The sequence below is a fragment of the Endobacter medicaginis genome, assembly GCF_014192375.1.
Lineage (GTDB): Bacteria > Pseudomonadota > Alphaproteobacteria > Acetobacterales > Acetobacteraceae > Endobacter > Endobacter medicaginis.
In genome coordinates, this window is record NZ_JACHXV010000012.1 from 25,091 (window position 1) to 48,249 (window position 23,159).

Annotated in this window: 23 protein-coding genes; 8 read left to right on the forward strand and 15 right to left on the reverse strand. The window is 68.1% G+C overall.

Annotation, left to right across the window (positions count from 1 at the left end; all coding sequences use genetic code 11):
• Nucleotides 1-34: 34 nt before the first annotated feature.
• Both FHR90_RS13315 and FHR90_RS13320 read right to left on the reverse strand, forming a co-directional pair.
• Nucleotides 35-700, reverse strand: coding sequence for a glutathione S-transferase family protein (locus FHR90_RS13315; RefSeq protein WP_176621842.1), 666 nt, complete (start codon nucleotides 698-700; stop codon nucleotides 35-37).
• 31 nt (nucleotides 701-731) lie between these two features.
• The gene (locus tag FHR90_RS13320) at nucleotides 732-1,637 is read right to left on the reverse strand and encodes a bestrophin family protein (protein WP_176621841.1); all 906 of its coding nucleotides are present in this window, start codon (nucleotides 1,635-1,637) and stop codon (nucleotides 732-734) included.
• A 171-nt stretch (nucleotides 1,638-1,808) separates the two neighbouring features.
• On the opposite strand from FHR90_RS13320, the gene FHR90_RS13325 reads away from it, so the two are divergent.
• Nucleotides 1,809-3,365 carry an amino acid permease gene (locus tag FHR90_RS13325; protein WP_176621840.1) on the forward strand — a complete coding sequence of 519 codons (1,557 nt, stop codon included), beginning with the start codon at nucleotides 1,809-1,811 and terminating at the stop codon, nucleotides 3,363-3,365.
• A 167-nt stretch (nucleotides 3,366-3,532) separates the two neighbouring features.
• Here the strand turns inward: FHR90_RS13325 and FHR90_RS13330 are convergent, their stop codons facing one another.
• The 7 genes from FHR90_RS13330 to mutM all read right to left on the reverse strand — a co-directional run bounded on the left by FHR90_RS13330 (nucleotide 3,533) and on the right by mutM (nucleotide 12,639).
• Nucleotides 3,533-4,144 (reverse strand): DUF4396 domain-containing protein, encoded by a 612-nt coding sequence (locus tag FHR90_RS13330; protein WP_246330271.1) that lies wholly within the window; start codon nucleotides 4,142-4,144, stop codon nucleotides 3,533-3,535.
• A gap of 204 nt (nucleotides 4,145-4,348) precedes the next feature.
• Nucleotides 4,349-6,793: a DNA topoisomerase (ATP-hydrolyzing) subunit B gene (gene gyrB / locus FHR90_RS13335; protein ID WP_176621838.1), complete on the reverse strand. Its 2,445-nt coding sequence runs from the start codon at nucleotides 6,791-6,793 to the stop codon at nucleotides 4,349-4,351.
• Between the two features lie 129 nt (nucleotides 6,794-6,922).
• Entirely contained in the window at nucleotides 6,923-8,059 is a 1,137-nt protein-coding gene (recF, locus tag FHR90_RS13340; RefSeq protein ID WP_183275379.1) for a DNA replication/repair protein RecF, read from the reverse strand.
• 29 nt (nucleotides 8,060-8,088) lie between these two features.
• Complete coding sequence (dnaN, locus tag FHR90_RS13345; protein WP_176625734.1) at nucleotides 8,089-9,240, reverse strand: DNA polymerase III subunit beta; 1,152 nt, start codon at nucleotides 9,238-9,240, stop codon at nucleotides 8,089-8,091.
• 166 nt (nucleotides 9,241-9,406) lie between these two features.
• On the reverse strand, nucleotides 9,407-10,903 hold the full coding sequence (dnaA, locus tag FHR90_RS13350) for a chromosomal replication initiator protein DnaA (RefSeq protein ID WP_408871437.1): 1,497 nt from the start codon (nucleotides 10,901-10,903) through the stop codon (nucleotides 9,407-9,409).
• 481 nt (nucleotides 10,904-11,384) lie between these two features.
• On the reverse strand, nucleotides 11,385-11,654 hold the full coding sequence (gene rpsT / locus FHR90_RS13355) for a 30S ribosomal protein S20 (RefSeq protein WP_176625253.1): 270 nt from the start codon (nucleotides 11,652-11,654) through the stop codon (nucleotides 11,385-11,387).
• Nucleotides 11,655-11,796: 142 nt separating this feature from the next.
• Nucleotides 11,797-12,639, reverse strand: a complete 843-nt coding sequence (gene mutM, locus FHR90_RS13360; RefSeq protein ID WP_176625251.1) for a bifunctional DNA-formamidopyrimidine glycosylase/DNA-(apurinic or apyrimidinic site) lyase — start codon at nucleotides 12,637-12,639, stop codon at nucleotides 11,797-11,799.
• A 31-nt stretch (nucleotides 12,640-12,670) separates the two neighbouring features.
• Between mutM and FHR90_RS13365 the strand changes: the two genes are divergently transcribed.
• Together FHR90_RS13365 and coaBC are read left to right on the forward strand one after the other, a co-directional pair.
• Nucleotides 12,671-13,447 (forward strand): class I SAM-dependent methyltransferase, encoded by a 777-nt coding sequence (locus FHR90_RS13365; protein ID WP_176625249.1) that lies wholly within the window; start codon nucleotides 12,671-12,673, stop codon nucleotides 13,445-13,447.
• A gap of 5 nt (nucleotides 13,448-13,452) precedes the next feature.
• Nucleotides 13,453-14,703 carry a bifunctional phosphopantothenoylcysteine decarboxylase/phosphopantothenate--cysteine ligase CoaBC gene (gene coaBC / locus FHR90_RS13370; RefSeq protein ID WP_266152811.1) on the forward strand — a complete coding sequence of 417 codons (1,251 nt, stop codon included), beginning with the start codon at nucleotides 13,453-13,455 and terminating at the stop codon, nucleotides 14,701-14,703.
• On the opposite strand, the gene FHR90_RS13375 is transcribed toward coaBC, so the two are convergent.
• Nucleotides 14,694-15,086 (reverse strand): VOC family protein, encoded by a 393-nt coding sequence (locus FHR90_RS13375; RefSeq protein WP_176626516.1) that lies wholly within the window; start codon nucleotides 15,084-15,086, stop codon nucleotides 14,694-14,696. The genes coaBC and FHR90_RS13375 overlap by 10 nt on opposite strands.
• 10 nt (nucleotides 15,087-15,096) lie before the next feature.
• The gene (locus FHR90_RS13380; RefSeq protein ID WP_176626514.1) at nucleotides 15,097-15,450 is read right to left on the reverse strand and encodes a hypothetical protein; all 354 of its coding nucleotides are present in this window, start codon (nucleotides 15,448-15,450) and stop codon (nucleotides 15,097-15,099) included.
• 128 nt (nucleotides 15,451-15,578) lie between these two features.
• Between FHR90_RS13380 and dut the strand changes: the two genes are divergently transcribed.
• From dut to FHR90_RS13400, 4 genes are all read left to right on the forward strand, one after another.
• Nucleotides 15,579-16,034, forward strand: coding sequence for a dUTP diphosphatase (gene dut, locus FHR90_RS13385; protein ID WP_183275381.1), 456 nt, complete (start codon nucleotides 15,579-15,581; stop codon nucleotides 16,032-16,034).
• A 4-nt stretch (nucleotides 16,035-16,038) separates the two neighbouring features.
• Nucleotides 16,039-16,368, forward strand: coding sequence for a DMT family transporter (locus FHR90_RS13390; RefSeq protein WP_176623969.1), 330 nt, complete (start codon nucleotides 16,039-16,041; stop codon nucleotides 16,366-16,368).
• A 115-nt stretch (nucleotides 16,369-16,483) separates the two neighbouring features.
• On the forward strand, nucleotides 16,484-18,208 hold the full coding sequence (locus tag FHR90_RS13395; protein WP_176623968.1) for an ABC transporter permease: 1,725 nt from the start codon (nucleotides 16,484-16,486) through the stop codon (nucleotides 18,206-18,208).
• A gap of 10 nt (nucleotides 18,209-18,218) precedes the next feature.
• Complete coding sequence (locus FHR90_RS13400) at nucleotides 18,219-19,541, forward strand: ABC transporter ATP-binding protein (protein ID WP_176623966.1); 1,323 nt, start codon at nucleotides 18,219-18,221, stop codon at nucleotides 19,539-19,541.
• Here FHR90_RS13400 and FHR90_RS13405 read toward each other — a convergent pair whose 3' ends face one another.
• Together FHR90_RS13405 and msrA are read right to left on the reverse strand one after the other, a co-directional pair.
• Nucleotides 19,542-20,603, reverse strand: a complete 1,062-nt coding sequence (locus FHR90_RS13405) for an SDR family oxidoreductase (RefSeq protein ID WP_176623964.1) — start codon at nucleotides 20,601-20,603, stop codon at nucleotides 19,542-19,544.
• Nucleotides 20,604-20,611: 8 nt separating this feature from the next.
• Entirely contained in the window at nucleotides 20,612-21,190 is a 579-nt protein-coding gene (msrA, locus tag FHR90_RS13410; RefSeq protein ID WP_176623962.1) for a peptide-methionine (S)-S-oxide reductase MsrA, read from the reverse strand.
• On the opposite strand from msrA, the gene FHR90_RS13415 reads away from it, so the two are divergent.
• Nucleotides 21,189-21,737, forward strand: a complete 549-nt coding sequence (locus FHR90_RS13415) for a DUF2934 domain-containing protein (protein ID WP_221188276.1) — start codon at nucleotides 21,189-21,191, stop codon at nucleotides 21,735-21,737. The two genes, msrA and FHR90_RS13415, sit on opposite strands and share 2 nt — an antisense overlap.
• Nucleotides 21,738-21,756: 19 nt before the next feature.
• On the opposite strand, the gene FHR90_RS13420 is transcribed toward FHR90_RS13415, so the two are convergent.
• Entirely contained in the window at nucleotides 21,757-22,668 is a 912-nt protein-coding gene (locus FHR90_RS13420; protein ID WP_183275382.1) for a glycosyltransferase family protein, read from the reverse strand.
• 52 nt (nucleotides 22,669-22,720) lie between these two features.
• Nucleotides 22,721-23,158 (reverse strand): hypothetical protein, encoded by a 438-nt coding sequence (locus FHR90_RS13425; RefSeq protein ID WP_183275383.1) that lies wholly within the window; start codon nucleotides 23,156-23,158, stop codon nucleotides 22,721-22,723.
• Nucleotide 23,159 lies beyond the last annotated feature (1 nt).

Here is a 23,159-nt window from a genome sequence, read left to right on the forward strand (position 1 = left end):
TGGTCCGGTAATGGGCGGGTGACGACTTCAGCCTTCAGGCGTAGTCGTATTTGCCGCCGCGGGCGAGAGCCGCCTGATAGGCCGGACGCGCCTGGATGCGATCGAGCCAGCCGCGCAGGGCGGGGAAGTCCGACAGTCCGACCCGAGATTTCGCCGCCTCGACCGGGAAGCTCATCATCACGTCGGCGGCCCCGAACGCCTCGCCGGCGAACCAGCCGCCCTTGGCGACAGCGCTTTCGGCGTAGGCGAAATTGTCCCGGATCTTGGGGCCGTAGAACTTCGCCTCCAGCCCCTTGCGGATGGCGCCGGCCACGGGACGGATGAAGAACGGGGCCTGTTTCGCCGTAACCGACATCACCAGGCTCATCACCAGCGGCGGCATCACCGTGCCTTCGGAAGCGAACATCCAGTAGAGATAATCCGGCCAGGCCGGGCTGTCGGGAGCGATGGAAAAGCGATGCTCCGGATCGAACCGGTGCAGCAGCCAGGTGACGATCGCACCGGTCTCGGCCAGCACCAGCCCTTCGCCATCGGTCAGCACCGGCGACAGGCCGAGCGGATGCACCTTGCGCAGCTCCGCCGGCGCGCGCTGGTCGGGCCCGCGCTGGTAGCGCACCAGCTCATAGGGGACGCCAAGCTCCTCCAGCAGCCAGAGCACGCGCTGGGAGCGCGAATTGTTCAGGTGATGGACGGTGAGCATGGGCGTTTGCGGTCCGGTTCTTGTGAGTATCTCACCACAGAACGCCCTTGACCGGCTGAAGTGGCGCGGGGACGTCCTTTTCTCCCATCGCCTGCAGCAGGTCGATCTCGATGGTGCGGCACATCGCCGTCATCGGCACGTCGTTCTCCCGGTTCTCGAACGGGTCCTGGAGGTCATCGCCGATCTGCATCACGCCGATCACCATGAAGCCGACCACGGTGGAGGCGAGCGGGGTGTAGAGCCGCAGCGAGTCGACGAAGCCGACCGGCAGCAGCAGGCAGAAGATCTGGGTGAAGATCCATGGCAGGAAGCCGTACTGGGCCGGCAACGGGGTGTTCTTGATCCGCTCCATGCCCCCTTGCGCGTTGGAGAGGTCGACCATGGTGGATTCGATGCGGTGCATGCGCATGCTGTCGGTCCAGCCCCGCGCACGCGCCTCGGCCACCAGCTTGGCCGAACCGTCGAGGATCGCATTCGGCACGTTGGCGACATGGCGCATCCGCTGCGCCTCGTCGGGCGGCAGGAAACGGTCGATGTCGTCGTACTCCTTGAGCTTGCGCAGATGGTTGCGCAAGGCATGCGCGAACGCGATCTGTCGGCGCACCAGCGCCTGGACCAAAGCGCGTTCCTCGAGCCCGCTCGCATCGTCGAGCAGTGTCAGTGCCTCGCGCGCGAAGCTGCGTGAGGCATTGATCGTCGCCCCCCATAGCGTCCGCGCCTCCCACCAGCGCGCGTAGGCGGTGGTGTTGCGGAACGATAGGAACAGAACCAGCACGGTGCCCAGCAGCGGCAGCGGCAGGCTGGGCAACTCGAGCCAGCTCGCGCCGAGATAGACGTAGGAAATGGTCACCACCACATCCCAGGCGAACAGCACCACGATCGCCCAGCCGATATAGTGGAGCGTGTGGTACAGCTTGGCTTCTTTGGGCAGGATCAAGCGGATGGTCCGTTCACTGTTGCAATCGGTTACACGATAGCATGACGCATCGCGTCATCCGCGCAAGGGTGCGTCTGACTGGACGCCGCACCAGCCGGAGGTTGCCATACCTGCGCCGCGAGCCTGCATCGCGTCTATCGCATGGCGCGGCATTTCGCGATAGGATGCGCCATGGACCAGACCGTGACCGTTCCCGCCGCTCCTGCCAAGGCGCCCCACCGTCTGCTGCTGCGCAAGACCGCGGTCCAGGTCGAACAGGAATCCGCCAGCCAGAATCTCCGCCGCAAGCTCGGCCCCGTGCATCTGGTGATGCTCGGCATCGGTGCCACGATCGGCGCCGGCGTCTATGTCATGACCGGCTCGGCGGCGGCGATGTATGCGGGTCCGGCGGTGGTGATGTCGTTCCTCATCGCCTCCTTCGCCTGCGTGTTCGTCGGCCTGTGCTACGCGGAACTCGCCTCGGTGATGCCGGTGGCCGGCTCCGCCTACACCTATGCCTACACGGTGATCGGTGAGCTCGGCGCCTGGACGGTGGGCTGGCTGATGCTGCTCGAATACGGTGTGTCAGGGGCTGCGGTCGCCACCGGTCTGGCCGGCTACGGCGCCTCGCTGCTGAAGGATTTCGGCATCATCATTCCCGCCTTCTGGATCACACCCACCATCCAGGCCGAGCCGACCGCGCATGGCATCCATCTCATCATCGGCCAGGGCATCGACATCCCCGCAGCCCTCGCCATTGCTGTCGCCGGCGCGATCCTGATCCGCGGCATCTCGGAATCGGCGACCGTCACCGCGGTGATCGTGGTCATCAAGGTCTCGGTGCTGCTGCTGTTCGTCGCCTTCGGCCTCTCCTGGGTCGATACCGCGCTGTGGCACCCGTTCATCCCGGCCAACGAGGGTGGTTTCCGCTTCGGGGTCGCGGGCATCTTCCGCGCGGCTTCGGTGCTGTTCTTCGCCTATTGCGGGTTCGAGGCGGTCTCCACCGCGAGTGCGGAAGCGCGGACGCCGAAGCGCGACGTGCCGATCGGCATCATCGGCGCGCTGGTGGTCTGCACGCTGCTCTACGTCATCGTTGCCCTGGTGCTGACCGGGCTTGTCTCGTACCGCGACCTCAACGTCGCCGATCCGCTGGCGATCGCGGTCAATGCGATGCACCGGCCGGGGCTGGCGATGATCGTCAAGATCGGTGCGGTGTGCGGGCTGTGTTCGGTACTGCTGGTGATGGCCTATGGGCAGACACGCATCTTCTACACCATCTCGCGCGACGGGCTGATGCCGAAGCTGTTCAGCGACCTCCATCCCCGCTTCGCCACGCCCTGGAAGGGCACCATCCTGCTGGGCGGATGCATGATGGTACTGGCCGCCCTGCTGCCGATCGACATCCTGTCGGACCTGGTCAGCATCGGCACCACCCTCGCCTTCGCCATCGTCTGCCTCAGCGTGATCTGGCACCGCAACGCGATGCCCGACGTGCATCGTCCGTTCAGGGTGCCGTTCGGGGGGGTGCGTATCCGCGGCTTCTGGATCGGCATCGTGCCAGTGATCGGGCTGGTGATGTGCGGCGTGATGCTTGCGCCGCTGATCGCCGACATGATCCGCAGCCTGTTCCACGGCAATCCGGTGCCGTTCTGCCTGCTCGCCGGCTACGCCATCCTTGGCGTGGCGATGTATCTGATCTACGGCCTGCGCAACTCGCGCCTCGCCGCCCAGCACCGCGCGGTCGGCTGAAACGCCCGCTGCTCATACCGCGCAGGAACCTGGTTGAAACCCTGTGCTTCGCGCTGACCGAGTTCGTCATCAGTTCGGCGCTGTCGGGCAACATCGTGATCGGCGTGATGGGGGCGATCTTCGCGGCCCTGTGCAGCCGGCTGCTGCTGGCGCGCCGGCGACGCAGGCTACATCCCGTCCTTGATGCCAAGCCTGACCAGGAACCAGTTCATCGGGTAGGACGTGATATAGCCGCAGGTCATCGCACACTGCATGACGAACCAGAATTCGACGCTATCGGTGTGCAGGCTCAGGCCGAGAGCGGGAAAGACCCGGAACCGTGCAACGGCCATGCAGCCATACATGCCGATCTGCCAGGCGATCAGGGACAGCGTATCGGCCTTGATCGCCGCCCATAGCCCGGGGCCGAACGACAACCCGCGCATCGGCGCGATGGCGAAATACTGAAACACCACGCCGAACGCGTAGGCGAAGATGAAATCGACCACCCAGGTGGCGAAGATCCGGTCGCCGAACAGGCTTCCCCAGCCGAACGCCACCGCGACTGCCGGCACGGCGAACACCAGCCACTCGGCGATGATGTCGCCGAGTGTGCATCCGGCCCCGCAATGCAGCGTATCGTTGGCGACCGAGAGCGCGAAGGCCGCGCCCGTCTTCGGACCGTCCTGGTGATGATGGTGATGCGACCCGTGCCCGCCCACCGGCGCGCGGCTGCGTCCATACAGCCAGCACACCCACAACCCGCCAAACAGCGCGCAGACCGGCCAGACAACGTTCATGATCGCCATCGGCTGCGGACGCCTCGAAACGTCCACGGCCAGTCCGACCGCGCATACGCAACCCAGGGCGAGAAAACCAATCGCCAGCCCGTGCAGCCAATCCATACCCGCCCCGCTTCCTGCGTCCTCAGGAGCAGCTACGCGGCAGACTGCCGATCCTTTCCCTCGAGGCAGGCGAAAAACCCGGCGCGCCGGGTGGAACGATCACACGTCGAGATTGGCGACCTTGAGCGCATTGCCGACGATGAAATCGCGCCGAGGCTCGACCACGTCGCCCATCAGGGTGGCGAAGACCTGGGCGGCGTTCTCGACATCACCGACCTTGACCTGAAGCAGGGTGCGGGTGGCGGGATCGAGCGTGGTGGACCAGAGCTGATCGGCGTTCATCTCGCCCAGACCCTTGAACCGCTGGATGGCGAGGCCCTTGCGGCCCAGGGTCAGCAGACGGTCGAACGCGGCCGCCGGACCGGCGACCTTGACCTGGGTGCCGTCGAGATCGAGCAGCGCGCCACGGTCGAGCTCGCCGAAATCGGCGAGCAGCTTGTCGGTGCGCTCGGCGAGGAAGCGCGCATCCGCGCTGCGCAGCGTCGCCGCGTCCAGCGTGTAGCGTTCGGCGACCCCGCGAACCGTGCGGCCGAGCTTGATGCCATCGAGATCGGCCGTGACCAGCCAGCCGCGTTCCGGCACGGGTGAGGCCGCATCGAGTCTTGCAACGAGCGTCTGCACCCGCGCCTGTGCGGCCTCGACATCGGTGGTCAGCACACCGGCCAGGGCGGCCTGCTCCAGCAGCCACAGGGGCGCGACCCCCGACATGCGACGCAGCGCACGCGCCGAATCACGCATCAGATCGATCTCGGCGGTCAGTTCGTCGCCGCGCAGCACCCGTCCGTCGGCCAGGGTCAGCGTCGCGTTGTGCAGCGCCTTGTCGAGCAGGTAGGCTTCGAGGGCGGCGTCGTTCTTGAGGTATTTCTCGTCATTGCCGCGCTTGGCGCGATACAGCGGCGGCTGCGCGATGAACAGATGGCCACGCTCGATCAGCTCCGGCATCTGACGGAAGAAGAACGTCAGCAGCAGCGTGCGGATATGCGAGCCGTCCACATCGGCGTCCGTCATGATGACGATGCGGTGGTAGCGCAGCTTGTCGGCGGTAAAGCCGCCCTGATCCGCCTCGCCGCGGCCGATGCCGGTGCCGAGTGCGGTGATCAGCGTGCCGATCTCCGCGCTGCCGAGCATGCGGTCGAAGCGCGCGCGTTCGACATTGAGGATCTTGCCCTTGAGCGGCAGGATCGCCTGGAAGCGGCGGTCGCGCCCCTGCTTGGCGGTGCCGCCGGCGGAATCACCCTCGACGAGGAAGATCTCGGATTTCGCCGGATCGCGCTCCTGGCAGTCGGCGAGCTTGCCGGGCAGAGAGGAGATGTCCAGCACGCCCTTGCGGCGGGTCAGTTCGCGCGCCTTTCGGGCCGCCTCGCGCGCGGCCGCCGCATCGCACACCTTCTGGGTGATGACCTTGGCCTCGCGCGGATGCGTCTCGAACCAGTGGCCGATCGCATCCGCCACCGCCGCCTGCACCACCGGCTGCACTTCGGAGGAAACCAGCTTGTCCTTGGTCTGGCTGGAGAACTTCGGATCCGGCACCTTGACCGACAGCACCGCCGTCAGCCCCTCGCGCATGTCCTCGCCGGTCAGGCCGGCATTGTCCTTCTTGTTGGACGTGCTCTCGACATAACGCCCGACGATGCGCGTCAGCGCCTGACGGAACCCGGCCAGATGCGAGCCGCCGTCGCGCTGCGGGATGTTGTTGGTGAAGCACAGCATCGTCTCGTGGAAACTGTCGTTCCAGGAAGCGGCGAACTCGACGCGGATGCCGCCAGGACCCTCGATGCCGACCGACGAGATCGGCGGCGTGATCAGCGAGGTCTTGCCGCGATCGAGCCATTCGGTGAACGCGACCAGGCCGCCCTCGTAATGGAAACGCTCCTCGCGCGCCGGTGCGTGGCGCTCGTCGCGCAACACGATCTCGAGCCCGGAATTGAGGAAGGCGAGTTCGCGAAGACGCCGTTCCAGGATGGCGAAATCGAATTCGGTGTGGGTGAAAGTCGCCTTGCTCGGCAGGAACGACACCTCGGTGCCGCGATCCTCGCTCGACGACCCGACCACCGCGAGCGGGGCGACCGTATCGCCATGCGCGAAGCGAATGACGTGCTCGCGCCCCTCGCGCCAGATCCGCACCGCCATCCATTCCGACAGCGCGTTGACCACAGCCGCGCCCACGCCATGCAGACCGCCGGACACCTTGTAGGAATTCTGGTTGAACTTGCCGCCGGCATGCAGCTTGGTCAGCACCACCTCGGCGGCGCTGATGCCTTCCTCGGCGTGCATGTCGGTGGGGATGCCGCGCCCGTTGTCGCGCACCGTGACCGAGCCATCGCCATTGAGCGTGAGGCGGCAGTAGGTGGCATGACCGGCCTGCGCCTCGTCGACGGCGTTGTCGATGATCTCGAAGGCCATGTGATGCAGGCCGGAGCCGTCATCGGTATCGCCGATATACATGCCGGGACGCTTGCGAACCGCGTCCAGCCCCTTCAGCACCGAGATCGACGCAGCGTCGTAGGCGTCGTTCTGGTCGTCGGGAACAGGGTGTTCGGACATTCGGTGGGGACACTCCGCAAGAGCCGTTGGGCGAGGGCTTCAACATAGGCCCTCGATCACCGAATCACCAGCCGCACGCAACCAAAACGTCCTGTTTTTTCAGGCAGAAACGCCACGGACGCGAGGTTGTCAGGATGTCAGTTCGCCGGATGCGACGCGAATGAACTGTGCGCGTCCGCGCAACGCGTCGAACACCGCTGCATCGGTGCCACTGACCAGCACCGGGCCGGGCAGGGCTGCGAGGGTCGCCAGCAGGGCACCGCGGCGGTGTTCGTCGAGATGCACCATGGGCTCGTCGAGCAGCAGCAGCGGCGGCAGCCCGCGCAGGGCGGTGATCGCCCGCGCATGCGCCAGCACCACGCCGATCAGCAGCGTCTTCTGCTGGCCGGTGCTGGCCAGCGCGGCATCCGTCCCCGTCGCCGCCTCGACAAGCGCCATGTCCGAACGATGCGCGCCGATCGAGGCGGTGCCTTGCGCACGATCGGCGGCCCGGGACGAGGCGAGGCCTGCACGGAGCGCGTCCTCCACGGCCAGCGCCGAGCCCGAACGCAACCGCTCGCCGATCGCGCAGACCAGCGCGAGACGCGGGCGGGGAAAAGCGTCCATCCCGGGCAGGAGACCAGCCGCGTCCGACGCCACCGCATTGAGCCGCCGCACCAGATCCGCGCGGGCGGCCGTCACCGCCACCGCATGGCGCGCGATCGAGGCCTCCAGCGCATCCAGCCAGCCGGGATCGGGCACAGCGCTGCCACCCAGCAACCGGTTGCGTTGGGCCAGCGCGGCGTCGTGGGCGGCAACCTCGCGCGCATGGCCGGGTTCGAGGGCGAGAACCAGACGGTCGAGGAATCGGCGGCGCGCCGACGCGCCTTCGCTGAACAGCCGGTCCATCTGCGGCGTCAGCCACACTGCGGCGAGGCGCTCGGCGACCTCGTCGCGGTTGCGCGGGGCGGCGCCATCGAGGCTGAACACCCGCCGGCCGGCGCGCTGCGGGTCTCCTGCCGTGCCCAGACGCCAGTCCTGCCCATCCTGCTCGAAGACCGCCGCCACGCCCCACTGCGCGCCCGGCTCGGCCTGCTGGCGCAGCAGATGCCCGCCCCGCGCGCCCCGCAGCCCGCGCCCCGGCACCAGCAGCGACACCGCCTCGAGCAGATTGGTCTTGCCGCTGCCGTTCTCGCCCGACAGCACCACCAGCCGCTCCGGATCGGTCCAGACCAGCCGCGCATAATTGCGAAAATCAGTCAGCGACAACCGCTTCAGACGCTGCATGGCCGCCATGGGCAGCCCCGCAGGCGGCGCTACACGCGCATCGGCATCAGCACATACAGGGCCGAGGGATTGCCTGCGTCACGCACCAGCGTCGGCGCATTGCCGTCGGAGAAGGCGAACTCGACATCCTTGTCGATCTGGTCGGTGATATCGTTGAGGTAACGGGCCTGGAAGCCGATTTCCAGCGGGGTCGCGTCATACTGCGCGCGGCCCTCGTCGAGTTCCTCGCTGGCGGTGCCCTGATCGGGGCTGGAGGCCGACAGAACCAGCAGGTTCTTCGACAGGGCAAGCTTCACCGGGCGCGAGCGCTCCTGGCTGATCGCCGCGACCCGGCTGACGGCATCGGCGAAATCGCGCTTGCCGACGCGCAGGATGGAGGCGTTGTCGCGCGGGATGACGCGCTCGTATTCGGGGAAGGTGCCGTCGATGAGCTTCGAGGTCAGCGTGATGTCGCCGACATCGAACTGGATGCGGGTTTCCGACAGGCTGACGGTCACGCCGTCCTCGATCTCGTCGAGCAGCTTGCGCAATTCGAGCACGGTCTTGCGCGGGATGATGACGCCGGGCATCTCGGCCGCACCCTCGGGGAGTTCGGTCTCGACGCGGGCGAGGCGATGGCCGTCCGTCGCCACCGCGCGCAGCATCGGCCCCTGCCCGAGCGATTTCGCATCCGCCGCAGCAACATGCAGATAGATACCGTTGAGATAGTAGCGCGTCTCTTCGGTGCTGATCGCAAACCGGGTCCGATCGACGAGGGCGCGCAGCACGGCCCCCTGGATGACGAAGCGATGCGGCAGCGTGCCGGTGGACATCGACGGGAAGTCCTCCACGCCGAGCACGTTCATCGAGGTGGCGAAGCGCCCGGCGCGGAGTGCGAGCGGCGCATCGGTGCCGGCCTGCGACAGCTCCACGGTGGCGCCGTCGGGCAGCTTGCGCACGATCTCGTGGAGCATCGCCGCCGGCACGGTGGTGGCACCTGGCCGGGCGATGTCGGCCTTGATCCGTTCGAGGACCGCGATCTCCATGTCGGTCGCGGTCAGCACCAGCTCGCCTTCGGCGCCGGCATCGCGGGCCGACAGCACAACGTTGGCGAGGATGGGAATGGTGTTGCGCTTCTCGGCCACGCTCTGGACATGGGCGAGCGCCTTGAGCAGCGTGCCGCGTTCGACCTTCAGCTTCATCTCACCTGCCCCGATGGCCGGACCACACCGATTCCGGCCGCACTCCCTTGACGTGATTTCTACCAGAACCCCCGCGAGTCGGCTAGCGGCGGTCATTTCGCCTTCAAAAGCAGATCCCCTGAGCGCGTCTGGAATGGTCAGATGGCCGCTCCAGGCGCGTTCACGCTCAGCTTTCGAGCATGCGGCGCAGGAGCTCGACATCCTCGGCGAAGGTCGCGTCGGTTTCCATGAGCTGCTGCACGCGGGTCACGGCGTGCATCACCGTGGTATGGTCGCGATCGCCGAAGCGACGGCCGATCTCCGGCAGCGAGCGGCCGGTAAGCTGCTTGGCGAGATACATCGCCACCTGACGCGGCCGGGCGACCGCACGCGCACGACGCTGCGAGGTCATTTCCGTCAGTCGGATGTGGAAATGCTCCGCCACCCGCTTCTGGATCTCCTCGATCGTCAGGCGACGGTCATGGGCGCGCAGGATGTCGTGCAGCACTTCCGGCACCGTCTCGATGCTGATCGGCGCGCCGACCAGCTTGGCGCGTGCGATCAGCCGGTTGAGCGCGCCTTCGAGCTCGCGGACATTGGTGGTGATCTTGTGGGCGAGGAATTCCATCACCTTGGGCGGCACGCTCACCTGGGCCGAGTTGGCCTTCGCCGACAGGATCGCCATGCGCAGCTCGAAGGTGGTGGCATGCACGTCGGCGACCATGCCGCAGCCCAGCCGGGTGCGCAGCCGGTCCTCGATGCCGGACAGGTCGGAGGGCGACTTGTCCGAAGACACCACGATCTGCTTGCCGGCATCGACCAGGGCATTGAAGGTATGGAAGAACTCCTCCTGGGTGCTCTCCTTGCCGATCAGGAACTGCAGGTCGTCGATCATCAGCACGTCGACCGAACGGAGCTGTTCCTTGAACTCCATGGTCGATTGCGAGCGGATCGCGGCGATGAAGCGGTACATGAATTTCTCGGCCGACATGTAGGCCACGCTCACCCGGCCGGATCGGGTCAGCTCGCCGCCGATCGCATGCATCAGATGCGTCTTGCCCAGGCCGACGCCGCCATAGAGGAACAGCGGGTTGAACCCCGGGCTGGAGGGCCGCTCGGCGACGCGGCGCGCACAGGCATAGGCGAACTCGTTCGGCTTGCCGACCACGAAGCTGTCGAAGGTGTAACGCTCATCGAGCGGGGCTGCGAGGTCGTTGGTGACGGAGCGGGTCGCCGCGGCCTGCTGTTGCGACGGTGCGGCCTGCACTATCGCCGCCTCGCTGGCGGCGGCGACCGCCGGACGGGTGCCGCTGATCGCCCCGCCGGGCCTCGGCGCAACACCGAAGATCACCCGGGCCACCCCGGGCATCTCGGCGCGGACCAGGCTTTCGATCAGATCGCCATGGTGGCCGCGCACCCAGTCGCGGAGGAACGGCGAGGGCAGCGTCAGGGTCAGTTCGTCGCCGTCGCAGGCGCCGGGGGCCAGCGCGCGCAGCCAGGTCTCGAATTCCCGCTCGCCGACACGCGCCGGCAGCGCCGCTGCCACCCGCGCCCAGCCGCGGGTGATCTCGCCCGGCAGGAAGCCGGAGGTACCGTCGTCGTGGAGACCGTCATCGACCGCGAGCGAAGAAGTCATCAAACGATTACCGGCAACCACGTCGCGCCCACCACTTCCAGCATTCATGCTCAAGACACAGAAAACCCGCCGCGCAACTGCACGTCAGTCAAATCTGACTTGAAAGGGAATAATTTGACTTAAGTAAAAGCGGTCGAGACCGGATCAGACAAACGACCGCAGAACTCGACAGAACGCACCAGCATCACTCACGTCCCGGAGCCTCTTATCAAACGTTCGACCCAAAAATTGCGTGTCTTTTCAGCGATTTGGACATCGAACGCGATCCCGGAGGCCCGCAAGACGATACCCTGATCCGCTCAATCGCGACCGTCTTCGGATGGTAGGCCAGCGCTCATTCGGAGGCAACGGGAATCTGGCCCCAATGGCGTGTCAATAATGACAATGCTCGTCAGAGCAATAAAGAAGAGAAATAACAGCTTAAAATCATTACAAACGAGAACGGACCGAGAGATACCTCCCGGTCCGTTCGTTTAGATCATTCCTGATGGGGCCGAGCAGCCGCCGCGGCGGCATCGGCACCCGGCCTTCAGGCGCCGGCGAGCGCCTTGATGCGGGCCGAAAGGCGCGAGACCTTGCGCGACACGGTATTGGCATGCACCACACCCTTGCCGGCGGCGCGCTGCATTTCGGGCTGTGCCGCGCGCAGGGCGGCAACGGCGGCCTCCTTGTCGCCACCGGCGATCGCGGTCTCGACCTTCTTGATGAAGGTGCGCATGCGCGACTTGCGGGCGGCATTGCGCTCGGTGCGAACGGCGGTCTGACGGATGCGCTTGCGCGCGGAAGCAGTGTTGGCCATGCGTGTTCTGCGTTTCGGTCCTGAGGAGCGCCGTGAGGCGCGATCGATACAAGGCGGCCGACAGTCTCCTGACCCTCAGGGCCAGGCACCACGGCGAGAGGGGCGCCTTTTAGAAGCCCGGCGACCCCTGAGTCAACCATTTTCACCCGTGAGGCTGGGCGCGCTCGCAGAAGAAGGTGCTGCGCCCGGACTGCGTCTCGCGACGGATGCCCGGGCAACGCGCCCCGCAGGCCGAACAGCGCTCACCCTCGCGGCCGTAGACCTGCCACTGGGCCTGGAAATAGCCCAGCTCGCCGTTCGGCTGCACGTAGTCGCGCAGCGACGACCCGCCCGCCGCTACCGCGGCAGTCAGCACGCTCACGATCGCGCGACGCAGCCGGCCGATCTCGCGCGGGCCGAGCGACGCGCCGCTGCGGAACGGCGATAGTCGTGCCGCGAACAGCGCCTCGCACACATAGATGTTGCCCAGGCCCGCGATCAGCCTCTGGTCGAGCAGGAGCGCCTTGAGCGGCGCGCGGCGGCCGGCCAGGCTTGCGGCCAGCACCGCATCGGTAAAGTCCGCCGACAGCGGCTCGGGCCCCAGTGCGGCCAGCAGCCTGTGGATCGCCCCGCCCTCCGGCTCGATCAGGTCCAGGGCTCCGAACCGGCGCGGATCGACTAGCCCGAGTCGCCAGCCATGCGCCGTGTGCAGCACCACATGCTCGTGCGGGTGCGCTCCGGCTGCCGTCTCCGGCGCGCTGATCACCATGCGCCCCGACATGCCGAGATGCAGCAGCAGGCCCGCGCCGCGATCGAGCCGGATGAGGATGTACTTGCCGCGGCGGGTCAGCCCGGTGACGCGCGCGCCCTTCGCCACCGCGACCAGACCGGGCGGAATCGCCCAGCGCAGATCGGCGCGCCTGAGCTCGATATCGGCGATGACCTGGCCCAGCAGCGGACCGGCCATGCCGCGCATCGTGGTCTCGACTTCGGGGAGTTCCGGCATGGCTGGGGTTCAGGCTATAGACTGGCCGGACATGAGCGCCAATGCCCCTCCCCCGTCCAACAACCCCGAGCTGGCCGGCACCGTCGACTTCGGCTACCGGCAGGTGCCGAGCGGTGAGAAGAAGCCGATGGTGCGCGCGGTGTTCGACAGCGTCGCACGGCGCTACGACATCATGAACGACCTGATGTCGCTCGGCATCCACCGGGTCTGGAAGCGCCGTCTGCTGACCCTGCTCGCGCCGCGCCCGCATCTCGAACTGCTCGATCTCGCGGGAGGTACCGGCGATATCAGCTTCGGCTGGCTCGCCGCCGGCGGCGGTCCGGCGATCCTGTCCGACATCAACGCGCAGATGCTCTCGGTCGGCCGCGAGCGTGCCGCAGAGCGCGCGATGATCGGCGATCTGCGCTTCCTGGTCGCCGACGCGGAAGCACTTCCGCTGCCGTCGGCCAGCGTCGACCGCGTCACCATCGCTTTCGGCCTGCGCAACTGCACCGACAAGTTGGCCGTGCTGCGCGAGGCGCGCCGTGTGCTGCGGCCGGGCGGGCGGTTCTTCTGCCTCGAATTCTCCACCGTGCAGGTCGCCGCCCTCGCGCCGGTCTATGACGCCTGGTCGTTCAAGGTGCTGCCGCGGCTCGGCTCGGCTGTCGCGGGCGATGCCGAGAGCTACCAGTATCTCGCCGAGAGCATCCGCACCTTCCCCCGCCAGGAGGTGCTCGCCGAGATGATGCGCGAGGCCGGGCTGGAACGCGTGAGTTACGAGAACATGAGCGCCGGCATCGTCGCGATCCATTCCGGCTGGCGGCTGTAAGGCAGGTGAACGCGCCCCACACACCCGACCGGCTGGCCGGCAGGCGCGTCCTGATCGTCATCAGCGGCGGTGTGGCGGCGTTCAAGGCGCTCGAACTGATCCGGCTGCTGGTCAAGCGCGGCTGTTCGGTGCGCACGGTCCTGACACGGGCGGGGGCTGAGTTCGTCACCCCGCTCAGCATCGCCGCGCTGAGCGCCGGCGAGGTGCACACCGAGCTGTTCTCGCTCACCGAGGAAAGCCGGATGGGCCATATCGAGCTGTCGCGCGCGGCCGACCTGCTGGTGGTGTGCCCGGCCAGTGCGGACATCCTCAGCGCCATGGCCACGGGGCGTGCCCACGACCTCGCCACCACCCTGCTGCTGGCGACCGACAAGCCGGTGCTGGTCGCCCCCGCGATGAACGTCCGCATGTGGCTGCACCCCGCCACCACCGCCAATGTCGCCACCCTCATCGAGCGCGGGGTGATGATGGTCGGCCCCGACGAGGGGGTGATGGCCTGCAACGAATACGGCCCCGGCCGCCTCGCCGAACCCGAGGCGATCCTCGCCGCCATCGAGCAGGCGCTGGAACCCACCCCCGCCCCTGCCCCGCTGCGCGGCCGTCGCGCGCTGGTGACCGCCGGGCCGACGCACGAGCCGATCGACCCGGTGCGCTATCTCGCCAACCGCAGCTCCGGGCGCCAGGGGTATGCGATCGCCGCCGCGCTGGCCCGGCTCGGCGCCCAGGTCACGCTGATCAGCGGCCCGACCGCGCTGGCGGCGCCGGCCGGGGTCGAACGCGTGTCGGTCGAGACCGGCCGTCAGATGCGCGATGCGGTGTTCGCCGCACTGCCCGCCGAGATCGCGGTGATGACCGCCGCCGTCGCCGACTGGCGCATCGCCGATCCGGCCACCGACAAGATCAAGAAGCGCCCCGGCGGCACGCCGCCCGAACTGCGCCTGCTGCCCAATCCCGACATCCTCGCCGAGCTCTCGGCCCCCGGCCCCGACCGCCCGCGCCTGGTGATCGGCTTTGCCGCCGAGACCTCGAAGGTGGGTGAGAACGCGCGCGACAAGCTCGCCCGCAAGGGCTGTGACTGGCTGGTCGCCAATGATGTCAGCGGCGACGTCATGGGGGGGGCGGACAATGCGATCGAGCTGCTCACCCCGCAGGGCTCCGAGCACTGGTCACGCCGCAGCAAGGAGGCGATCGCCACCATGCTCGCCGGCCGCATCGCGACCGCGCTCGGACCTCGGACGCCCGGGCCTCAGAAATAGGGCGCGTCGGTCAGGCGCTGCGAGATCCACCAGATCGTGCCGGCCGGGTCGCGTACCCCGCCCTGGCGGTCGCCATAGGGCATGTCGGCCACCTCCATGATCCGCTCGGCCCCGGCCGCCTCCGCCTGCGCCATCGCCGCATCGGCGTCCGCCACATAGAGATAGAAGGCGGCACGCGACGCCTCGAACGCTGTCGAGGCCTCGCTGACCATCAGCGTCACGCCGAACACGTCGATCTGGGCATTGGCGATCCGCCCGTCCGGCGCCCGGCTGCATCCGATCTCGCGTGCGCCGAACGCCGCTGCAAGGAAACCCAGATAGTCGTCCGCTCCGTTCACGAACAGATAGGGCGTGACGACGCTGAACCCGGCAGGAACACGCATCGCGACGGCCTCAGAGGATCTTGTTGATCAGGCTGGTGCCGAGACCGAACCCGGCACCGTTTTCGAACGCACGGCCGAAATTCGAGTTCAGCAGCCCGCCGAGCAGCCCGCCGATCCCGGCCTGGGACTGCGGCGCCGAGGCCAGCAGGGCGTGGATGGATTGCAGCAGGCCGCCGATCTGCTCCTGTTCGCCCTTCAGGGCGAGCGCCAGTTCGCGCAGGTCGAGCGACCATTCGCGTGCCCGCGGATCGCCGGAATCGGCCGCCGACTGGAGCTTGCCGCCAAGCGTCTGCACGGCCTGCGCCGCTTGCTGCGCCTGGGCCTGCAACTGCTGGAACTGCTGGTCGATGGTCTGCACGTCCACACGAACTCTCCGGCTGGCAGGATGTCGTGCCGCAGGCGACCATAGCCGCCGCCGCGTGTCCACCTCTTGCCCCCTGCCCGGCCCAGGCGGCAGAACGGGCCCGCCCACGCAGAAGACAGGACACGCCCATGACCGCGCCGACCCGCACCATCGCCGTCCGCCGGCTGCCGCATGGCGAGGGGCTCGACCTGCCCGCCTACGCCACCGAGGGCGCGGCGGGCATGGACCTGCTCGCCGCCGTCACCGAGCCCATCACCCTGCCGCCCGGCGGCCGCGCGCTGATCCCGACCGGGCTCGCCATCGCGTTGCCGCCCGGCCATGAGCTTCAGGTGCGCCCGCGCTCCGGGCTGGCGCTCAAGCACGGCATCACGTTGCCCAACAGCCCCGGCACCATCGACGAGGATTATCGCGGCGAGCTGCAGATCATCGTGATGAACGCCGGTGACGCGCCCTTCGAGATCACGCGCGGGATGCGCATCGCCCAGGGCGTGCTGGCCCCGGTGCTGCGCGCCACCTGGGAGGAAGTCGACACCCTGCCCGAGACGATGCGCGCCCAGGGCGGATTCGGCAGTACCGGGCACTGAGCCGGTGGACTGGCTGCTGCTGGGGCTCGCCATCGGCGCGGAGGTGGGTGCCACCACCGCGCTCAAGCTCTCCGCCGGCTTCACCCGGCTGGTGCCCTCGGCCGTCACCGTGCTCGGCTACGGTGTCGCGTTCTATTGCCTCGCACTGGCCCTGCGCACGATCCCGACCGGCATCGCCTATGCTGTGTGGTCGGGCGTGGGCATCGTGCTGGTCGCGGCCATCGCCTGGATCTGGCAGGGCCAGCGCCTCGGCGTGCCTGCGCTGGCCGGCATCGCGCTGATCCTCGCCGGCGTGCTGGTGATGAACCTGTGGCCGGACCGCACGCGCGGATGACGCTTTGATGAAGCCTGTCGCAGCGGCGCCACAGCCTCCGTGGCGCAGTGGTGACAGCCCGCAGGGGCTGCGCTAAAGGCGCAAGGGACATCGGACCAGACGGCGCGGGGCGAGCATGTGGACACCAAGAGCCTCCGCCAACGCCGCCGTGCGCACCACGCCCAACGTCTTCGACCTGATGGCGATCCTCATCATGCTGGGGGCGGCGATCACCATCGCCGGGGTCGCGCGTCACACGCTCGCGCCGCTGAGCGCGCCCGGGGCGGCTGAAATCCATCTCGACCCCGCTTTCCTGCCCGGCTACGCGGTGCGCACCACCGCGCGGATGTTCGCAGCCCTCGGCCTGTCGCTGCTGTTCACCTTCACCTATGCGGTGCTGGCGGCGAAGAGCCGGCGCGCGGGGCTGATCCTGGTGCCGGTGCTCGACATCCTGCAGTCCATCCCGATCTTCGGCTTCCTGACCTTCACCGTGGTGTTCTTCATGGGGCTGTTCCCCGGCCGCGTGCTGGGCGCGGAGCTGGCGGCGATCTTCACCATCTTCACCTCGCAGGCCTGGAACATGGCGTTTTCCATGTATCAGTCACTCACCACGGTGCCGCGCGAACTGGACGAGGCGTCGCGCTGCTTCGGGCTGTCGGCCTGGCAGAAATTCTGGCGTCTCGAGGTGCCGTTCGCCATTCCCGGCCTGGTGTGGAACACCATGATGTCGATGTCGGGCGGCTGGTTCATGGTGGTCGCGTCGGAGGCGATCTCGGTCGGCGACGTGCATGTCGTGCTGCCGGGCATCGGCTCCTATGTGGGTGCGGCGATCGCCGCACAGGACATCCATGCGGTGTTCTACGCCATCGTCGCGATGCTGGTGGTCATCATCGCCTATGACCAGCTCATCTTCCGCCCCGTCGTCGCCTGGTCGGCGCGCTTCCGCTACGAGATGACCCAGGGTGCGGTCGCACAGGATCCGTGGATGCTGACGCTGCTGCGCCGCACCCGGCTGCTGGCCGCGGGCGGACGCATCTTCGGCAGCATGGTCAGCGCGTTCGCCGGGCTGCGCATCGGCCCGCGTGCGGGGTTCGACCGCAAGCCGCTGCTGCCGCCGCAGGCGATGAACGTCATCTGGGCAGCTTCCCTCGTCACGCTGGTCGGCTTCGCGGCCTGGCAGATCGCGATGTATGTGCATCACTCGGTGAGCTGGCACGAGGTCGGCCGCGCGGTGCTGTATGGATTTTACACCATGCTGCGGGTGATCGCGATGATCGCGCTCGCCACCCTGATCTGGGTGCCGGTCGGCGTCTGGCTCGGCCTGCGCCCGGCCTGGGCGCGTCGCGCGCAGCCGGTCGCGCAGTTCCTCGCCGCCTTCCCCGCCAACCTGTTCTTCCCGCTTTTCGTGGTGGTGATCGTCGCTTTCCACCTCAATCCCGACATCTGGCTGACGCCGCTGATGGTGCTCGGTACGCAGTGGTACATCCTGTTCAACGTCGTTGCCGGTGCGGCGGCGTTTCCGGGCGAACTGCTGGAAGCCTCGCGCAATTTCAACGTGCGCGGCTGGCTGTGGTGGCGCAGCGTGATCCTGCCGGGCATCGCACCCTATTACATCACCGGCGCGATCACCGCCTCGGGTGGTGCGTGGAACGCCTCGCTGCTGGCCGAGGTCGCGAGCTGGGGCCACACCACGCTGCACGCGCACGGCATCGGCGCCTACATCACCGACGCCACCACCGCCGGCGAGACCGCGCGCGTCGCGCTGGGGATGGTGGTGATGACGCTGTTCGTGCTGAGTTTCAACCGCATCGTCTGGCGCCCGATGTATGCCTATGCCGCCCGCCGGCTGACCTTTGCCTGAGGATCGTCCGATGGATCATGTCGTGACCGCCGACACCGAACTGGTCCGCATCCGCGGGGTAAGGCAGGCCTATCACAAGGACAGCAACGCCGACCTCGTGGTGCTGGACGACGTCAGCCTCGACCTCAAGGCGGGCGAGATCGTCGGGCTGCTGGGCCGGTCGGGCTCGGGCAAGTCCACCCTGCTGCGCATCGTTTCCGGCCTGCTCAAGCCGACCTCCGGGGATGTGCGCTGGCGTGGCCAGCCGTTGCGTGGCCCCGCCGACGGCGTGGCGATGGTGTTCCAGAGCTTCGCGCTGTTTCCCTGGCTCACCGTGCAGGCCAATGTCGAGCTGGGTCTGGAAGCCAAGGGTGTGGCGCGGGCCGAGCGCGAGCGGCTTGCCGAGGAAGCGATCGACCTGATCGGTCTCGGCGGCTACGAGAACGCCTTCCCCAAGGAGCTGTCCGGCGGCATGCGCCAGCGCGTCGGGCTGGCCCGCGCGCTGGTGGTGCATCCCGACCTGCTGCTGATGGACGAGCCGTTCTCGGCGCTGGACGTGCTGACCGCGGAGAACCTGCGCACCGACCTCATCGAGCTGTGGTCGGAAGGGCGCCTGCCGGTGAAATCGGTGCTGATCGTCACCCACAACATCGAGGAGGCGGTGCTGATGTGCGACCGCATCCTGGTGTTCTCCTCCAACCCGGGCCGCGTCGCCCATGAGCTGACGGTGCCGTTCGCCCATCCGCGCAACCGCCACGACCCTGCCTTCCGCGCCCTGGTGGACCGTATCTACGGGCTGATGACGCGTCGCCCGGTCGAACCGCCCGCCGCCGGTCCCGGCGAGGAGAAGGCGGGTCCGGCGAAATGGACCGCGCTGGCGCCGCTGCCGACCAACCTGATGGCCGGCCTGCTGGAGACCCTCGCCGCCGAACCCTATCGCGGCCGCGCCGACCTGCCGCAGCTCGCCTCCGCCCTCCAGCTCGAACTCGACGAGCTGCTGCCCCTTGGTGAATCGCTCCAGATGCTGAAATTCGCCGTGCTGGAGGAGGGCGACATCAAGCTGACCGACGCCGGCCGCGCCTTCGTCGCTGAGGAGAACGACGACCGCAAGACGCTGTTCGCGCAGAGCCTGCTCGCCAACATCCCCCTCGCCGCCGCCATCCGACAGGTGCTCGACGAGCGCTGGAACCACCGTGCCCGCGCCGAACGCTTCCGCGACGAGCTCGAGGACCACATGTCGCCCGAATACGCCCAGGAGACGCTGCTGACGGTGATCGGCTGGGCGCGCTACGGCGAGCTGTTCAACTACGACGACGAATCGGACCAGTTCTTCCTCGAGGAAGAGGACGACTGATCAGGGGATCAGCCGCCTCTCGCGAAGCTGAGCGAACAGGGCGAAGAAGGCATCGTCGGTCGGCTGGTAGTCGAGGAAGCCGAGCCGGCGGCTCTTCGACATGTCCGTCACCACCTCGATCGGCCGGCCGAGATCGGCATCAGTGTGCCACGGCGAGACCAGCCGCGACAGCTCCGGCTCGACCAGCTTCTCGCGTTCGGCGATCCGCCGCCAGGCGTCGGCATCGTCCGCCATCTGCGCCTCCAGCGGCCGCACCACGCCGTCGAACGCCGCCGGTTCCAGCCCGAACCAGCCTGCGATGCGGCCCCACATCCAGCGCCAGCGGAAGACGTCGCCGTCGACGACGTTGAACGCCTCGTTCGCCGCCGCCGGGGTCTGCGCCGCCCAGGCGAGATGGCGCGCAAGCAGCCCTGTATCGGTCATGTCGGTCAGCCCGTCCCACTGCACCGCGGAGCCGGGAAAGCGGAACGGCCGGCCGAGCGCGCGACACAGTGTGGCGTAGACCGCAAGCGTGGTGCCCATGTTCATCGCGTTGCCGACCGCCTCGCCGATCAGCGTATGCGGCCGGTGCACGCTCCAGGTGAAGCCGTCGCGGGCGGCGGCCTCGAACAACTCATCCTCCTGCGCATAGTAGAAGTTCTCGACATCGAGACGCGGCATGTCCTCGCGCAACGGCGTCGGCGGTGGGGCGCCGGTGCCATAGGCCTCGAACGGGCCGAGATAATGTTTCAGCCCGGTGACCAGCCCGACATGGCGTACGCTGCCGGCCGGGGCGAGGGCGGACAGCAGGTTGCGCACCATCGCCGCATTGACGCGGATGTTCTCCGCCTCCGTCGGCTGGCGCGACCAGGTGGTGATGAACACCGCATCGGGTGTCAGCCCCGACAGCGCCTCGCGCACCCCCTCCGGATCGCCGAGATCGACGGTTACGGGCAGCAGGCCCGGTAAGGCCACCGGGCGCCGGCTCAGCCCATGCACCCTCCAGCCAAGCGACAGCATATGGCGGGCCGCAGCCGAGCCGGCGATGCCGCTGGCGCCGACGATGAGAACCGTGCGTGTCATCTCCGCGCTCAGGCCCTTGCCGTTTCCTTCAGCCGGTCGGCGAACGCCTTGCGGAACTTCACCACCTTGGGGGCGACGACGGCCTGGCAGTATCCGGAGTACGGATTGCGGGCGAAATAGTCGTCATGCTCCTCCTCCGCCGGCCAGAACACCGCAGGACCGGCGATCTCGGTGACGATCGGGTTCGCCCAGATGCCCTCGGCGGCGATCTCGTCGCGCACCGCCTGCGCGGTCGCCCGCTCGTCGTCATCGCCGGTGAAGATCACCGAGCGGTACTGGGTACCGATATCGTTGCCCTGCCGATTGAGCGTGGTGGGATCATGGATGACGAAGAAGATCCGCAGCAGGTCGGCATAGCTCACCTGCTCCGGGTTATAGGTCACCTGCACCACCTCGGCATGGCCGGTGGAACCGGTGCAGACCTCGCGATAGGACGGGTTCGACGTGTGGCCGCCGGCATAGCCCGACTGCACCTTCGTCACCCCGCGCAGGTCGCGATAGATCGCCTCGACGCACCAGAAGCAGCCCCCGCCAAGCAGTGCCACCTTCTCCTGAGGTGCGGGATTCGGGGTCCGGACGTCATCCATGAGTAGCTTCCTTGCTCTTGCGCGTGCTCAGATGGTGCCGACCGACAACCCGGTCAACCGCGCTGCGTTGCACAGACCCGGCAATCCTTGCCGCACTTTCGAGGCACGTCCACCCATGGCCAGAAAAGCGAAAACCCCTGCAAATCCCCTCGAGGACTCGCCAGCGCGCGACAACCGCATCCGTGAGCGCGCCTACCACCTGTGGGATGAGGAAGGCCGTCCGCATGGTCGCGACGTCGAGTTCTGGGAACGCGCCACGGCACTGATCGGCATGGAAGACAGTGCAGGATCGGGCCAGTTGCCTGCGACCGGCCCGTCACCGACCGAGACCGTGATCGAGGAGGCCTCGATCCAGGAGAATCTCGGCGAATTCCCCGCTCAGCTCACCGACCAGGGCGACGTCACCCCGACACCGAAGCCGCGCCGGGCGAAGGCCGCGGCCGCTGAAGCTCCGCCACCCGCCAGCACCAAATCGGCGACAGCGGACAAGGCTGCCGCAAAGACGCCGGCGAAGAAACCGGTCAAGGCACCCGCAGGCAAGTCCTGAGCGGCGAGCCACTGTCGCGTCAGAACCGGTCGCGAAACCGCTCCGGCAGCCGCCACAACGCCATCGGCGCGAGATCGAGCGCATAGCGATAGGTACCGCCGCTCCAGGCCCTGTCACTGTCGGTGATGGCGGCGGTCCAGCGGCGCAGTTCCGCATCCTCGGCATCCAGCCGACGGGCCGGATCGCCGGGCAGCCCCGCCATGCCGCGCAGCATCGCCAGCCAGTCCGCGTCCGCCATGCGCTGGTGCGAGCCCGCCCCCGCCTCCGCCCAGGGCTGCGCGCGGGTACGGGCGAGGCGGGCCAGCCCGTCGGCCTCGTCGGCGAAGCGAAGATGGAACAGATGCAGGTCGCCGAACACCGGCGGCGCCTCGATGCAGTGGAAGCCCGGCGCCCAAGCCACCGGCCGCCGGATCAGCACCGGCTTGCACAGCGCCGAGGAGAAGCGCAGCCAGTGGCGCTGCCGGCCGGCCGGCCGGCTCCAGTCCAGCGTCGCCTCGTCGGAGGCGCGATGGATCACCTCATAGCCATGCGCGGTGATCACCGCGGGTGCGGACGGGTCCGCGGCGAGCGCGGCCGCGTAATCCGCCAACCCCGCATGACGATCGGGATCGGCAACGACGATCTCGTCGCTGTCGGTGTACATCACCGCCGGGTAATAGCCGAGCAGCGCCGAGCACAGCGCCGAGACGAAGGCGGCGCGCCGTGTGTCGTCCTGCGGCGAGCGCGGCAGGCGGATCACGTTGACCCCCGCCCCGACCCCCGCCCGCCAGCGCGCCATCAGCACCGGATCGGAGCCATGATCGATGACGGTGCAGTTCGCGGCCCCCAGCTCGCGCACGTAATGGCGCGTCCAGAACGGCAGATGCGTGGGCTCGTCGAACACCATGGTGACCGCCGCCAGCTCCGGGCGATCCGCAGTTCTTCCCGTCACGCCCGGCGCACTCCCCTGTGCCGGCGGACGGTGATCCGCCTGCACGGGGGCGTCAAGGCCGGGCAGACGGGCGCGCCGCCAGCACCCGTGCGTCATAGCCCGCCGGCAGCGGCGAGCGCCGCGGCTGGCGAAGGCATTCGCACACCAGCGGCGCACAGGCGGCATCCGGCCCGCTGAGCGCGCCGGTGGTGCCGGTATAGTGCACCTCGGCCACCCGCGAGCCGGAGATCCGCAGCACCAGATGGCAGCCGCCACCGCCGCCCAGCGACAGTGACAGATCGTCGAGAAATTTCAGCGAGATCGCAGCCCCTGTGGCGCTGTAATCGTAGGTGAACAACTGCTCCTGAGGATCGAGCCAGGCGATCCGTGCCGGGATGCCGGCACAGGCCTGCACGTCCACCGCCGACATGCCGACCAGTGCGTGGCGGGCCTGCCGCGCCTCGATCGCCGCGCAGCCCGTCAACCCGATGCAGGCGAGCAGGAGTGCCACC